Annotated in this window: 11 protein-coding genes; 9 read left to right on the plus strand and 2 right to left on the minus strand. The window is 74.0% G+C overall.

Going from position 1 to position 13,533, the window contains the following annotated elements:
* Positions 1-55: 55 nt before the first annotated feature.
* Entirely contained in the window at positions 56-2,242 is a 2,187-nt protein-coding gene (locus tag K7G61_RS16790; protein ID WP_225847669.1) for a P-loop NTPase fold protein, read from the plus strand.
* Positions 2,243-2,267: 25 nt separating this feature from the next.
* On the opposite strand, the gene K7G61_RS16795 is transcribed toward K7G61_RS16790, so the two are convergent.
* Complete coding sequence (locus K7G61_RS16795; protein WP_225847670.1) at positions 2,268-3,593, minus strand: alanine racemase; 1,326 nt, start codon at positions 3,591-3,593, stop codon at positions 2,268-2,270.
* A gap of 301 nt (positions 3,594-3,894) precedes the next feature.
* Here K7G61_RS16795 and K7G61_RS16800 point away from each other — a divergent pair, with 301 nt between their 5' ends.
* Positions 3,895-4,350 (plus strand): RidA family protein, encoded by a 456-nt coding sequence (locus tag K7G61_RS16800; RefSeq protein WP_225847671.1) that lies wholly within the window; start codon positions 3,895-3,897, stop codon positions 4,348-4,350.
* Positions 4,351-4,454: 104 nt separating this feature from the next.
* Here the strand turns inward: K7G61_RS16800 and K7G61_RS16805 are convergent, their stop codons facing one another.
* Complete coding sequence (locus K7G61_RS16805) at positions 4,455-6,032, minus strand: chitinase (RefSeq protein ID WP_374204146.1); 1,578 nt, start codon at positions 6,030-6,032, stop codon at positions 4,455-4,457.
* Between the two features lie 289 nt (positions 6,033-6,321).
* Here K7G61_RS16805 and K7G61_RS16810 point away from each other — a divergent pair, with 289 nt between their 5' ends.
* From K7G61_RS16810 to K7G61_RS16840, 7 genes are all read left to right on the plus strand, one after another.
* On the plus strand, positions 6,322-7,173 hold the full coding sequence (locus K7G61_RS16810; protein WP_225847672.1) for a hypothetical protein: 852 nt from the start codon (positions 6,322-6,324) through the stop codon (positions 7,171-7,173).
* Positions 7,174-7,185: 12 nt separating this feature from the next.
* Positions 7,186-7,908 carry a Flp pilus assembly protein CpaB gene (cpaB, locus tag K7G61_RS16815; protein WP_225847673.1) on the plus strand — a complete coding sequence of 241 codons (723 nt, stop codon included), beginning with the start codon at positions 7,186-7,188 and terminating at the stop codon, positions 7,906-7,908.
* Between the two features lie 70 nt (positions 7,909-7,978).
* The gene (locus K7G61_RS16820; protein ID WP_225847674.1) at positions 7,979-9,550 is read left to right on the plus strand and encodes a P-loop NTPase; all 1,572 of its coding nucleotides are present in this window, start codon (positions 7,979-7,981) and stop codon (positions 9,548-9,550) included.
* A complete protein-coding gene (locus K7G61_RS16825) occupies positions 9,547-9,957 on the plus strand; it encodes a TadE/TadG family type IV pilus assembly protein (protein WP_225847675.1) in 411 nt (136 codons plus the stop codon). Before K7G61_RS16820 ends, K7G61_RS16825 begins: the two co-directional genes overlap by 4 nt.
* The gene (locus tag K7G61_RS16830) at positions 9,954-11,288 is read left to right on the plus strand and encodes a CpaF family protein (protein WP_225847676.1); all 1,335 of its coding nucleotides are present in this window, start codon (positions 9,954-9,956) and stop codon (positions 11,286-11,288) included. The genes K7G61_RS16825 and K7G61_RS16830 overlap by 4 nt, the downstream gene beginning before the upstream one ends.
* Positions 11,285-12,442, plus strand: coding sequence for a type II secretion system F family protein (locus tag K7G61_RS16835; protein WP_225847677.1), 1,158 nt, complete (start codon positions 11,285-11,287; stop codon positions 12,440-12,442). Before K7G61_RS16830 ends, K7G61_RS16835 begins: the two co-directional genes overlap by 4 nt.
* A gap of 127 nt (positions 12,443-12,569) precedes the next feature.
* Complete coding sequence (locus K7G61_RS16840) at positions 12,570-13,463, plus strand: DUF5936 domain-containing protein (RefSeq protein WP_374204152.1); 894 nt, start codon at positions 12,570-12,572, stop codon at positions 13,461-13,463.
* Positions 13,464-13,533: the final 70 nt, after the last annotated feature.

Here is a 13,533-nt window from a genome sequence, read left to right on the forward strand (position 1 = left end):
GGGGCATTTCACCACGCGGCGGACGGCGGCGCCCGCGCGTCGCCACACTGGACCCGTGGCCGTACCCGCGCAGCACCCGCCCCCCTGGGACACGATCCCGCCGCCCGGCACCGGCGCCGCGCCGCCGCGGCTGAGCCTGCTCGGCCCGTACGCCCTGCTCAACGACGAGCCGGTGGCGTCGGCGACCGACGACGTACTGGGCGCCCGGCGGGCCGCGGTCCGGCTGGCGGCGCTGCTGCGCGGCTCCCACGGCTCCACGCCCTTCACCCTGGCGGTGGACGGCGGCTGGGGGACGGGCAAGAGCTCGCTGATGCGGCTGGTCGACGCCGAACTGCGCGCGCCCGCCGGCCCGGGCGCGCCCGACGTGCACACCGTCTGGTACAACGCCTGGACCTCCACCGGCGGCGACGCGCTGGAGGGGCTGATCAAGTCCGTCCTCAACGGCTTCGACCGCAGCGTGCTGCGCCGGGCGGTCCGCCGCGCCTCCGAGCACCGGGCCCTGCTGCGGACCCTGCGTGCGCTCGCCGTCGTGCTCGGCCGGCCGCTCGGGCTGTCCCGGATGATCGACGAGCTGTGGACGTCGATGAGCGTGGACCCGCAGGCGCGCAACGAGATGCGGGAGGCGCTGCGGGCCATCGTCGCCGACTGGGCCGGCAGCGCCGACCGGGCGCCGGGCAGGATGCTGGTGGTCTTCATCGACGACCTCGACCGCTGCTCGGCCGAGACGGTGCTGGCCGTGTGCGAGGCGGTCAAGGTCTACCTGGACGTGCCCGGCCTGGCCTTCGTCATCGGCTGCGACCAGGCCGCGATCGGCCCGGCCGGGCTGCTGCGCGACCTGACCCCGGCCGGTGCCGCGTTCATGGAGAAGATCTTCCAGACCAGCTACCGCGTGCCGGCCGGCGGCCCCGCCGACATCCGCGGCTTCGTCCTGCACTGCGCCCGCCGGGCCGGCATCGACATCCTGCTCGACCCCGACCTGGCCGACCTGGTCGCCGAGCGCTCGGCCCGCAACCCCCGCCGCATCAAGCGACTGATCAACTTCTTCCTGCTCGAAGCGCTGCTCAACTCGGTGTGGGACACGGCGGAACCCGGGGCCGTCATCCGCACCATGCTGCTGCAGTACCTCTATCCCGGCTTCTACCGCATGATGACGCTGCCGCCGACCGGCCCGGTCGGGCAGGACGTGGTGGCGGAGTTCACCGAGTACCGCCGGATCCGGGCCGTGCTGCGCGGGCCGGCGGCGCCGGGGGTGGCACTGGAGGCGGTGCGCGACTTCCTGGACCGCCTGGAGGTGCCCGCCCCGCCCCTGGACACCCCGCAGGGGCGGGCCGGGGCGCTGCACGAGGCGGAGCGGCAGCTGCCCACCGAGTTCCCGGCGCTGGTCGCCGACACCGCGTTCACCTCCCTGCTGGACGGACTGCTGGCCACCAGCGGCTCCGGGCTCGTCCTGCGCCGGCTGCGCGAGGGGGTCGAGGCGCCCCCGCCGGCGCCGCCCGGCCCCCCGCCCGTGGCCGATCCCGTGCCCGAGCCCGCGCCGATGCCGGCGCCGATGCCCGCGCCCCGCCCGGGCCCGGCCGCCGGACCGGACCCGTACCAGGGGCGGCCGGTCCCGTACGCGGACCAGGGCTCCTACCCCCTTTACCCGGCCGGCTCCCCGGGGGGCCGGCCCGCCGCCGACCGGGACCCGGGGTCGTCCGCGCAGGCTCCCGCGTGGCCGCCTGCCCCGCAGCCGATGTACGAGGACACGGGCGGCGCGGCCGAGGCGGACCCGGCGTGGGACGCCGGGGCGGCTCCGGCGTACTCCCCGGCGTATTCCTCGCCGTACCCGCGGAGGAACGTCGTGCTCCTCGCCTCGGATCCCACGGCCCGCTCGATCGAATACATGATGGCGGGGTACACCTTTCCGCCGCTCACCCGGGTGCGGCGGGTGGCGGACGAGGCGGCGGCCGCCGGGCTGCTGGCCCGCTGCGACGCGCTGATCTGCGAGCTCGACAGGGACGGCGAGAGGGAGTGGGGGTTCGGGTACGTCCGGCGGATCCGGGCCGACGGCCTCTACGCAGGCCCGGTCGTCTTCTTCACCTCCCGGCTCACCCCGGCCCGCCAGGCGCGGGCCGAGGAGTTGGGCGCGGCGATCACCAATGACGCCTACACACTGCCCAACCTGGTCGCCGGCCTGATCGATGACCTGACCGTACCGCCGCGCCCGCGCGGCGCCGAGCCGCCGCCCTCGCCGTCCTCCTGACCGGGTCGGCCCCCCGGCCGGCCCGTCAGCCGAAGAAGGTGCGGACGTAGCCGGTGACCGTGCCGTCCGCCGTCGTGCGCGGGATCAGCTGCCACTTGTCGAAGGTCGTGCACGGGTGGGACAGGCCCAGCGCCACCCAGTCGCCGACCTCCAGCGTGTCCTGCGGGGGCAGCTCCAGCCAGGTGTGCTGGTCGGACACCTTGGTGACGGTGAAGCCGGCCGGGGCCGCCCGCGTCGCGCCGTCGCGGGCCGAGCGGACGGTGCGCGCGGTGGGCAGGCCGAGGTCGTAGGGGGCGTCGCGCTTGCCCGCGTTGAGGAACGCCTGGCCGGGCGCGGGACGGGAGACGACCTGGGCCCACAGCCGGAACGCGGGCTCCAGCGCGCCTTCGGCGGGCACCCGGTTGAACGGGGTGATCCGCCGGTAGTGGTCGTCGTCGTGCGTGACGTACGCGCCCGAGCGCAGCAGTCTCAGCACCGGCCGGGACAGCCCGGCGGCCGTCCCCGGCGCCCCGATCTCGCCGAACACCTCCGCCACCGCGTCGAACCACGCCGAGCCGCCCGCGCTGATCACGATCCGCTCGGCGTCCGCGAAGTGCCCGGCCCGGTCCAGGTCCGCCGCCAGCGCCACCAGCCGCCGCAGCCACGCCCGTACCCGCAGCGGGTCGGCGTCCGGCACCTCGCCCTCGTAACCGGCGACGCCCACCAGGCGCAAGGTGCCCGCGGCGGCCACCGCCTCGGCCACGGCGGCGCACTCGGCCTCCGTACGCGCCCCGGTGCGCGCGCCCTCTCCCGCGCCCAGCTCGACCACCACGTCCAGCGGGCGGCGCGTCCCGGCCGCGCGCAGGGCCGCGTCCATCAGCTCGACCCCGCGGACCGAGTCGGCGTAAGCGATGAACTCCAGCCCGGGGTCGGCGTCGAGCTCGGCGCCCACCCAGCGCAGGGCGGCGGCGTCGACCAGCTCGTTGGCCAGGAAGATCCGCCGTACGCCGAAGGCCCGGCAGACCCGGGCCTGGTAGGGGACCGCGACCGTGATGCCCCAGGCGCCGCGGGCGAGCTGGGCGGCGAACAGCTCCGGGGCCATCGAGGTCTTGCCGTGCGGGGCGAAGGCCAGGCCGTGAGCGGTGGTGTAGTGCTCCAGGAGGTCCAGGTTGTGCTCCAGGGCCTCCTCGGACAGCGTCAGGAGCGGGGTGGGGAAGCCGCCGTCGAACAGGTTGCGCCGCTGGGCGGTCAGTTCGGCGACCGTCAGCCCGTACGCGTCCAGCGGCACCGCCTTGAAGCGGTGGTCGACCCGCTCCCGGCCGAGCGCTTCCAGCGCCTCGCGCCCCTGCTCGCGCTCCCCGATGACGTCCATGCACCCTCCCATTCCCGGCGCCGTGCCATGTTCAACGGCCGGCGCGTCGCGCTTCGAGCTGTCCGACGTGCCCGCGGCGCCGGGTCGACGGCGCCGCCGGCCACGGCCGGTCCGGGGCGAACCCCACCGACGGACCGTACCCCCGACCCGGGCACACGCCGACGCGATTGCCGCGCCGGACGGCGTGGTGTGGGGGAGACTGCGGCTGGGCGGCGGTCCGCCCCGCGCCGCGAACCGCCCGGTTCCGTACGGTACCTCCCGTAAGATCCCCTGACCCACCCCCGAACGAGGACGTCGACGCATGAGCGAGCCGAGCCCCAGCCACCCCGACCACAACCCGCTGCAACTGCCGCACCTGCCCAAGGCTGCGATCACGCCGGACGGCGCCTCCCGGCCCCCCGCCAGGTTCTCCCACGGGGTGCGCAAGGGGAACATCCTCCAGGTGTCCGGCCAGGTCGGCTTCCTGCCCGCCGGCGAGGCCGAGGAACGCGAGCTCGCCGGGCCCACCCTGCGCGAGCAGACCCTGGCGACGCTGAACAACGTCCTCGCGGTCCTCGAAGCGGGCGGCGCCACCTGGGAGGACGTGCTGATGATCCGCGTCCACCTCACCGACACCGGCCACTTCGCGGAGTTCAACGAGATCTGGGACGAGTACTTCGCCGGGCTCAAGGAGGCGCCCTCGGCCCGCACCACGGTGTACGTGGGGCTCGCGCCCGGCCACCTGGTGGAGATCGACGCGCTGGCCGTGTGCGGTTAGCACTCCGGGGAACGGCGGGGGACGGCGAGGGGCGCCCCGTGCGAAGGGGCGCCCCCTGGAGACCGCCGGGTCCCGGTGAGGGCCGGGCCCTTCCGGGCGGAAGGTCAGGGCATCGCGTGGACGTGCCCTCCCACGCCGCCTGACCAGGTGTTCCCCGCGGCGGCGTCCCAGTTGGTGGACCAGGTCATCGCCCCGCGGATCGTGGGCCACTTGGCCGGCGGGTGGAAGGACCCGCAGCCCGTGCCGGCGGCGAGGCAGTCGAGCGCGTCGTCGACCACGGACGGGCTGACATAGCCGGAACCGGCGGCCCTGGTGGAGGCGGGCGTACCGATGCCGACCTGGGACGGATCGAGGCCCGCCTCGATCGCGGTGCAGGCCAGCGAGGTGATGAAGTCGACCGAGCCCTGGCCGTAGACCCCGCCGTCGCAGCCGTTCATGGAGCCGCTGTTGTAGTACTGGGTATTGACGACGGTGAGGATGTCCTTGATCTTCAGCGCGGTGGCGAGGTAGTCGCTGCCCGCCGAGAGCATGTCGATGGTCTGCGGCGCCATGGTGATGATCAGGCCAGGGCCCGCCTCGGCGCTGAGCGCGCGCAGCGCCTGCGTCATGTAGGTGGGGTCGATGCCGTTCTCCAGGTCGATGTCGACGCCGTTGAAGCCGTACGTGCGCATCAGTGACCAGACGCTGTCGGCGAAGTTGGCGGCCGAGGCGGAGTCGCGGACCGAGACGGTGCCGTTCTGGCCGCCGACGGAGATGACGACCTTCTTGCCGGCCGCCTGCTTGGCCGCGATGTCCGCCTTGAACCGGTCGACGCCGTAGTTCAGCGACGGGTCGAGGGTGAAGGAGACCGCTCCGGGCGTCGTGGTGGCGTCCGCGAAGGCGACGGCGATGATGTCGTACTGGTCCTGCACCTGGGCGATGGTCTGGACGGTCGCGCCGTTGTCGAAGTTCTGCCAGTAGCCGGTGACCACGTGCGCGGGCAGGCCGGTGCCCGTCGGCGGGGAGGTCGGCGGAGTGGTGGGGGGAGTGGTCGGGGGTGTCGTGGGCGGGGTCGTCGGCGGGGTGGTGGGGGGCGTGGTCGGCGGCGTGGTCTGGGTGCCGCCCGGGCCGCTCAGCACCACGTCGTCGGCGTAGTACGCGGGCTGCGCGTACCAGCCGTGCAGGTAGACCGTGACTGATGTGGTCGAGGCGCCGGTGGTGAAGCTCGTCGTCAACTGGGTGTACGAGGAGGCGTTCGGGGTCCAGGTGGACGGATCGGCGCCGCCGGTGCCGCTCGCGCCGAGGTAGACGTAGCTGCCCTGGACCCAGGCGCTGAGCGTGTACTGCGCGTTGGGCCGCACGGCGACCGTCTGCGTGCACTGCGCGTCGTCGCTGCTGGTGGGGGTCGCCTTGAGGGCCGAGCTGCCGGAGTGCACCGGGCCGGCGACCGCCTGGCCGCTGCCGCCGGTGCAGGTCCAGTTCGACAGGGCGTTCTCGAAGCCGGGGTTGGCCACGAGGTCGGTGGTCGCGGCGCTCGCCGCGCCCGTGGTGGCCAGGGCCGCGCAGGCGCCGACCACGGCGGCCGCGCTCACCGAGGCGACGGCCCGGCGGACGAGGGCCGCCCGGCGCCGGACGGCCGGTCCCGGCGGTGCGGGTCTGGAGGGGTTGCGGCTCCCGTGATCAGGGCGCGCTGCACGTTCCACGACTGCCTCCTGGGGGCAAGGAGTTGGGAGGTGGTGCGACGGATGGTGCGACGGTTGGTGCGAGGCATGGCGAGAGGGATGGCGCGAGGGATGGCGCGACGGGGCGCTGCGAGAAAGTTGGTCCAGACCAATGGGGTTGTCAATACCCCGCGCGGACACCGGCCGTTCAGATTCCGATGCGCGACTTTCCGCGCCCGGGCCGCTACACATCGATAAGCTGACGAGCGCGAATCGCCAGGTGGACGCGGATCACCCGGTGAACGGCGAGCGGATAAGGGGAGGTTGACGGATGCCGGGTGTCATCACGGTCACCGCGGACGACCTCGCGCTGCCCCTGGAGGAACAGGTGCTGCGCACCTCGGCCGCGCTCGACGCCCACGGGCACCTCGTGGCCCTCGCCCCCGCCGAGGCCACCGACCCCGCCCGCCGCCGGATGCACACCGTGCGTTCGGCGCTGGAGGCCGACCGGATCGCCATCGTGCCCGTCGCGCTGCCGCCGCTGGCCCGCACGCTGCTGGCCGAGCAGGTGCGGCAGCTCACCGGAACCGACCTCGGGCCCGGTGTCCTCGCGGGCGCCGCGCGCCTGCTGACGTACTACCTCCACTCCGGCGCGCTGCTCGGCTCGGTCGCCAAGCTCGACCGGGTGCCGGTCGGCGTCGGCACGCACGTCAAGTCCCTGATGCCCGGGCGGCATTTCGCGGTGATGGCGCATCCGGAGCCGTACCTCGCCGAGGCCGACGCGGACAAGGTGCCGCCCGGGCCCGGCTACCAGACGCAGCTCGCCGTGGCCGGCCAGGGCCTGGACACCGGCTGGATCACCGGCCCGCTCGCCACCGCCTGGCGCACCAACCACGTCCGCGAGCTGCCGCAGCCGCCCGACGCGGCCCGCTGGTGGGGGACGTCGCGACTGGCCGAGTTCACCGCCTACATCGCCGACGTCGGCATGCTCTACCAGCTCGTCACCTCGGTACGGCGCGACACCTGCACCTGGTGCGGGCTCGAAGTCATCGGCGACCAGTGCTTGTTCTGCGCGACCCGGCTGGGGGATCGTACGAACGCGTCGGCGCGCGGCGGCGCGACCCCGGCCGAGCGCGCGGTCGAGGCGCCGCGCCGCCCCCAACTCGAACCCCACAAGCGATAGGTCCGCCCGCACATGAACTCACGTCAGCGCCGTGGTGTCGTCCTCCTGGTGGTCTCCGTGCTGTGCGCGGCGGCCGCCTTCGCCGGGGTGGTCGCCGTCGTCAGTGACGCGCGGTCGCAGGTCGGGCAGAAGGTCACCGCGTACGAACTGTCCGCGGACGTGCCCGCGTACAGCCGGCTCGACAGTTCCGACGTGCACCGGATATCCGTGCCCAAGCGGTGGCTGCCGGACACGGCCGTACGCGACCTGGACACGCTCCAGGACAAGATCGCCGCCGTGCCGCTGAAGAAGGGCTCGCTGCTGCAGTCCGACATGGTCGCCGACCGGCCCGAACTCAAGCCCGGGCAGATGGAGATCGCCATCATGATCGACGCGGAGACCGGCGTGGCGGGCAAGATCACCCCGGGGGCGCGGGTGAACATCTTCGCGACCTTCGAGCCGCGCAAGGACACCGACCCCGAGATCTCGAAGATCATCGTGGCCGACGCCCAGGTGCTGGACGTGGGTCAGATCAAGGCGTTCGACAAGAGCGAGGACGCGCAGCGCGTCTCCACCCAGGGCGTGCCCATCACCTTCGCCCTCAGCGCGCAGGACGCGCAGCGGGTCGCCTACGCCGAATCCTTCGCCCGGCACGTGAGGCTGGCGCTGGTCGCGCCGGGTGACACCGCGGCTCCACCGCAGGGCTCGCGCTCGTACACCCTCGCCGGCGACGCGGGACTGGGAGGCCGGCCGTGAGGGGCGCGGCGCGGACCGCCGGGGGCGCCGCCTTCCCCAGGACGGCCGGATTCTGCGGGGTGAGGCTCTGATGGCCGTGCGGGTGCTTGCCGCGACCAGGGACCCGGACGCGGCCCGCGCGCTGAACGGGCTGCTCGGGCAACTGCCCTCGGTCGAACCGGGGCCGGCCGTCGCGGACTCCGGCTCGCTCGTGGACACCCTCGCCCGCGCCGCCGAGGCGGGCCTGGAGGAGCTGCCCGAGGTCGTGATCGTGCACGACACGATCGGGCCGATGCCGGCCCTGGACCTGGTCCGCGACGTCGCGCTGCGGTTCCCCTCGGTCGGCGTCGTCCTGCTCACCGCGGATCCGGGCCCGGCCACGCTGGCCTCGGCGATGAACGCCGGCGCCCGCGGGGTCATCGGCCTGCCGCTGTCGTACGACGAGCTGGGCGCCCGCGTCGAGGCCGCGGCCACCTGGGCGGCGGGGGTGCGGCGGCATCTCACGCCCGGCCGGGCCGCGCTGCCCGCGGTCACCGGCGGCACCCTCGTGGCGGTCGCGGGCGCGAAGGGCGGCGTCGGCACGACCGTGACCGCCGTCCAGCTCGCCCTGGCCGCCCACGCCTCGGGCCGGTCCACCGCGCTGGTCGACCTCGACCTGCAGGGCGGCGACATCGCCTCGTACCTCGACGTGCAGTTCCGGCGCTCGGTGGCCGACCTCGCGGACATCGCCGACGTGTCGTCCCGCGTCCTGGCCGACGCCATGTACGTCCACGAGTCAGGACCGGCCCTCCTGCTCGCCCCCGCCGACGGCGAACGCGGCGAGGACGTCACCGACCGCACGGCCCGGCTGGTCCTGGGCGCCCTGCGCCAGCGGTACGAGGTCGTCGTGGTCGACTGCGGCACCCAGGTGACCAGCGCCAACGCGGTCGCCGTGGAGACCGCCGACGTCGCCCTCCTGGTCAGCACCCCGGACGTGATCGCCGTACGCGCCGCGAAGCGGATGGTACGGATGTGGGACCGGCTGCAGGTGCGCAAGCCGCAGGACGTGGTGACCGTGGTCAACCGCTGGACCCGCGGCACCGAGATCCAGCCCTCCCTGGTCGGCCGGATCACCGGCACCAGGACCGCCGCCTGCGTCGTCCCGGCGGGCTTCCGCGAACTGCAGCCCGTCATCGACGCCGGGCGGCTGCAGGACCTCGACGCGCGCTCGGCCGTCCGCTCCGGCATCTGGGCGCTGGCCGGCGAGATCGGCCTCGTCAGCGGCGCCGCCCTGCCCGCCCCCCGCGGCCGCAAACGCCGCTCCGACCGCGGCCAGGTCACCCTGGAGACCCTCGGGATGACCCCGGTCATCCTCGTCACCCTGATCCTCGTCTGGCAGGCGGTCCTGGCCGGCTACACCTTCACCCTCGCGGGCAACGCGGCGGACAAGGCGGCCCGGACGGCCGCCGTGGGGGCGGGGCAGGCGGCCGCCGAGGCGGCGGCGCGCAGCGACGTGCCCGGCGCGTGGAAGATGGACGGTCCGCACATCTCCCAGGGCCCGGAGGAGGGCCAGGTCACGGCCGACCTGACCCTGCAAGTGCCCATCCTCTTCCCCGGCTTCATCGACTTCTGGGTGCCGGTGCACGGCCACGCCACCACCGTCCGGGAGGTGAACGGGCCATGAGGCGCGGCGCCGGCTCACCTCCCGGACGCCCGCGCCGGGCCCCGCGCGACCGTGGGGTGGCCTCCCTGGAGTACCTGGGGATGCTGCCGTTCCTCCTGCTGGTCGCCCTCACCGGCATCCAGCTCGGGCTGGTGGCCTATTGCGGGGAGCAGGCCGGTACGGCGGCCCGTACCGCCGCGCGTACCGCGTCCCGGCCCGAGCCGCACGCGGACCCGTACCAGGCCGGCAAGGACGCCGTCAGCGGCTGGCTGCGCGAGGACACGTACATCGAGAACCCGATGGACGACGACGGCCGGAAGGTGAAGGCGACCGCCGTCGTCAGGATCCCCTCCGTCCTCCCCGGAGTGCACCTCTTCGACCCGGTACGGCGGTCCGCGACCATGCCGAAGGAGGACACGACCCCGTGAGTCTCCGCGCCCGCCTCGCCACCGACGAGGCCGCCCCGCAGACCCAGGAGGGCCACCTGGTGGCCGTCTACCGGGCCAAGCTGCTCCAGGAGATCGACCTCGCCGAGATGTCCGCGCTGGCCGCCGCCGAGCGCCGGGCCCGGCTGGAACGCGTCCTCGGGCACATCATCAGCCGCGAGGGGCCGGTGCTCTCCACCGCCGAGCGGACCGCCCTCATCCGCCGGGTGGTGGACGAGGCGCTGGGGCTCGGCATCCTCGAACCGCTGCTGGAGGACCCGTCGATCACCGAGATCATGGTCAACGGCCCGGACCGGATCTACGTCGAGCGGGGCGGGCGGGTGGAGCAGGTCCCCGCCCGGTTCTCCTCCACCGAGCAGCTGCTGCAGACCATCGAGCGCATCGTCTCCACCGTCAACCGCCGCGTGGACGAGTCCAATCCGATGGTGGACGCCCGCCTGCCGTCCGGCGAGCGCGTCAACGTCATCATCCCGCCCCTGTCGCTGACCGGCCCGACCCTCACCATCCGCCGCTTCCCGCGCGCGTACACCCTCCAGGAACTCATCGGCCTGGGCACGCTGGACGAGCACATGCTGATGCTGCTGTCCGCGTTCGTGCGAGCCAAGTGCAACATCATCGTCAGCGGCGGCACCGGCTCCGGCAAGACGACGCTGCTCAACGCGCTGTCCGGGCTCATCCCCGGCGGGGAGCGGATCATCACCGTCGAGGACGCCGCCGAACTCCAGCTCCAGCAGGAGCACGTGATCCGCCTGGAGTCGCGGCCGCCCAACGTCGAGGGCGAGGGCCGCATCACCATCCGCGACCTGGTCCGCAACTCCCTGCGCATGCGGCCCGACCGCATCATCGTCGGCGAGGTCCGCGGCGGCGAGACCCTCGACATGCTCCAGGCGATGTCCACGGGCCACGACGGCTCGCTGGCCACCGTGCACGCCAACTCCGCCGAGGACGCCGTGCTGCGGCTGCAGACACTGGCCTCCATGAGCGAGGTCGAGATTCCCTTCGAGGCGCTGCGCGACCAGATCAACTCGGCGGTCGACGTCATCGTCCAGCTCCAGCGGCACGTCGACGGCACCCGGCGGATCTCCGAGATCGCCGTCCTGGCCTCGCGCGGCCGGGACGTCTTCCGGCTCACCACCGCCACCCGCTTCCGGGCCGAGCCGCTCGGCGTGGACCGCATCGTCCGCGGCTGGTTCGAGCACCGGCCGCTGCCCCGCGCCATCGGCGAACGCCTGTACCTGTCCGGCGAGCACATCCCGGCGGCGTTCGGGGTGGGCGGGAGCGAACTGGAACTCGACAGCCGGGAGGCGAAGTGACGCCGGGACTGCTGACGCGGGGGCTGCTGATGCCGGTGGAGTGGACGCCGGGGCTGCTGACGCGGGGGCTGTTGATGCCGGGCACGCTTGGATCGGGCACTCCAGGTTCGGGCACTCCCGGTTCGGGCACGCTCTCGGCCGCGCTTGTGCCGCAGGCGCGGCCCGCGGGCGCCGGTTCCGTACCCGGCGCCCGGCCGCTGGCCGTCGCCTTCGCGTCCGGGCCGTACCCGCTGCTCGTCCTCGGCGTGAGCACCCTCGCGCTCGTGCTCGGCGTGTGGGGCCTGACGGCGTGGTGGGGCGGCCGGGCGGACCGCGCGGCGCTGGTCGAACGGCTCGCGGCCGAGTCCGGCGCGCCGGCGCCGTCCCGCCAGGCCCCCTTCGCCGGGCTGGACCGGCGGGTGCGCCGCTACGCGTGGGGCCGCCGCCTGGCCGGCCGCCTCGCCGCCACCGGGACCGACCTCACCCCCGGCCAGTTCACCGCCGCCGTCACCGGCCTGATCGCCGGCTCCTGGCTGCTCGCGGCCCTGATCCTGGCGCCCTTCTTCGGCCCGATCGCCGCCGTGCTCGCCGCCTGGGCGGGCTACTCCTTCCTGGAGTGGCGCCGCCGGGTCCGCAACGAGCGCTTCATCGCCCAACTTCCCGACCTGGCCCGGGTCCTGGCCAACGCGACCCAGGCGGGCCTGGCCCTGCGGACCGCCGTCTCCATGGCCGCGGAGGAGTTGGAGGCCCCCGCCGGGGAGGAGCTCAAGCAGGTCGCCGACGCCATGGCCCTCGGCCACTCGGTGGAGGACGCGCTGGGCGAACTCCAGCAGCGGCTGCCCAGCCGCGAGTTGATCGTCCTGGTCTCCACCCTGGTGCTGTCCAGCCGGGCCGGCGGTTCCGTGGTCGAGTCGCTGCGCAACCTCACCGTCACCCTGGAGGAGCGCAAGGAGACCCGCCGGGAGATCCGCACCCAGATGTCCCAGGTCACCGTGACCGCCTACGCCGTCCCCGTCATCGGCCTCGGCTCCCTCCTGCTGCTGGACCGCATCATGCCCGGCTCGCTCAGCGCGATGACCGGCTCGACGGCCGGCCGCGTCTGCGTCCTGGTCTCGCTGGGCCTGTACGTGCTCGGCTTCGCCCTGATCCGCCGCATGTCGAGGATCGACGTATGAGGACGGCGGGGAGGACGGGGAATATGAGGACGGGGACCATGAGGACCGGGCGGGCGGAGCTTGTGCGGGCGGGCCTCGTGTGGTCGGAAATCGGTACGAGGGGACGGAGGCGGGCGCGATGACGCTGCTGGGACTCGGCCTGGCGCTGGCCGTGGCCGCGGGCGTGGCCGGGGTGGTCTACGCGGTCGGCCTGATCCGTTCGGACGTCAAACTCCCCGACGACCTGGCGCTCGCCCTCGACATCGGCCGTACCCGCACCACCCGTACCGGCAACGCGATCGACCGCCTCGGCATCCGTTACGCCCCCATGGTGATGCGCATGATGGGCCCGGCCCGGGTCACCCGCATGCGGGCCAGGATCGACCACGCCGGGCACCCCTACGGCCTCACCGTCGAGCGGTACGCCGCCCGGCGCGCGGTCTACGGGGCCTTGGGGGCGGTGGGCGCGGTCGTCCTGATCACCCGGGCCGACTGGCTGCTGGCCGTGCTGGTGATCGCCTTCGGCTGGGGATGGGCGGACCTGGGCATCTGGCTGGCGATCAGGCGCCGCCGCGACGACATCGAACGCACCCTGCCCGACTTCCTGGACGTCCTCGCGGTCGTCGTGAGCGCGGGCCTTGGCTTCCGCCAGGCCCTGGAGCGGGTCAACGCGGTCTACAAGGGTCCCTGGTCGGACGAGATCCGTATCGCCCTGCGCCAGATGGACGTCGGCGTCAGCCGCCGCGACGCCTTCGACCAGCTCCGCAAGCGCAACCGCAGCGACCAGGTGGGCCAGTTCGTCACCGCCCTCCAGCAGGGCGAGGAACTCGGCGCCCCGATCGCCCGTACCCTCCTCCAGATCGCCACCGACATGCGCCGTACCGAGGCCCAGAACGCCCGCCGCCGCGCCGCCCGCATGGTCCCGCGGGCGACCGGCGTCATCACCACCCTGCTCGTCCCGGCCACCATGATCCTGCTGATCGCCGGCACCGTCATCGGCTCGCAGATCCACTTCGGCGACGTCTTCGGCGGGAACGGGTGAGGCAGATGTTCCGGGAATTTACGGAGATTGGGCTGCCACGCAGCGTCAACGACCGTCATGCTGGCGTCAA

The sequence above is a fragment of the Streptomyces sp. HPF1205 genome (assembly GCF_020400825.1).
In the GTDB taxonomy this organism is placed as follows: domain Bacteria; phylum Actinomycetota; class Actinomycetes; order Streptomycetales; family Streptomycetaceae; genus Actinacidiphila.

Coding starts and splice junctions, on each gene's coding strand:
- K7G61_RS16795 (WP_225847670.1), bottom strand. CDS start 3,593: ATGGACGTCATCGGGGAGCGCGAGCAGGGGCGCGAGGCGCTGGAAGCG.
- K7G61_RS16800 (WP_225847671.1), top strand. CDS start 3,895: ATGAGCGAGCCGAGCCCCAGCCACCCCGACCACAACCCGCTGCAACTG.
- K7G61_RS16810 (WP_225847672.1), top strand. CDS start 6,322: ATGCCGGGTGTCATCACGGTCACCGCGGACGACCTCGCGCTGCCCCTG.
- cpaB (WP_225847673.1), top strand. CDS start 7,186: ATGAACTCACGTCAGCGCCGTGGTGTCGTCCTCCTGGTGGTCTCCGTG.
- K7G61_RS16820 (WP_225847674.1), top strand. CDS start 7,979: ATGGCCGTGCGGGTGCTTGCCGCGACCAGGGACCCGGACGCGGCCCGC.
- K7G61_RS16825 (WP_225847675.1), top strand. CDS start 9,547: ATGAGGCGCGGCGCCGGCTCACCTCCCGGACGCCCGCGCCGGGCCCCG.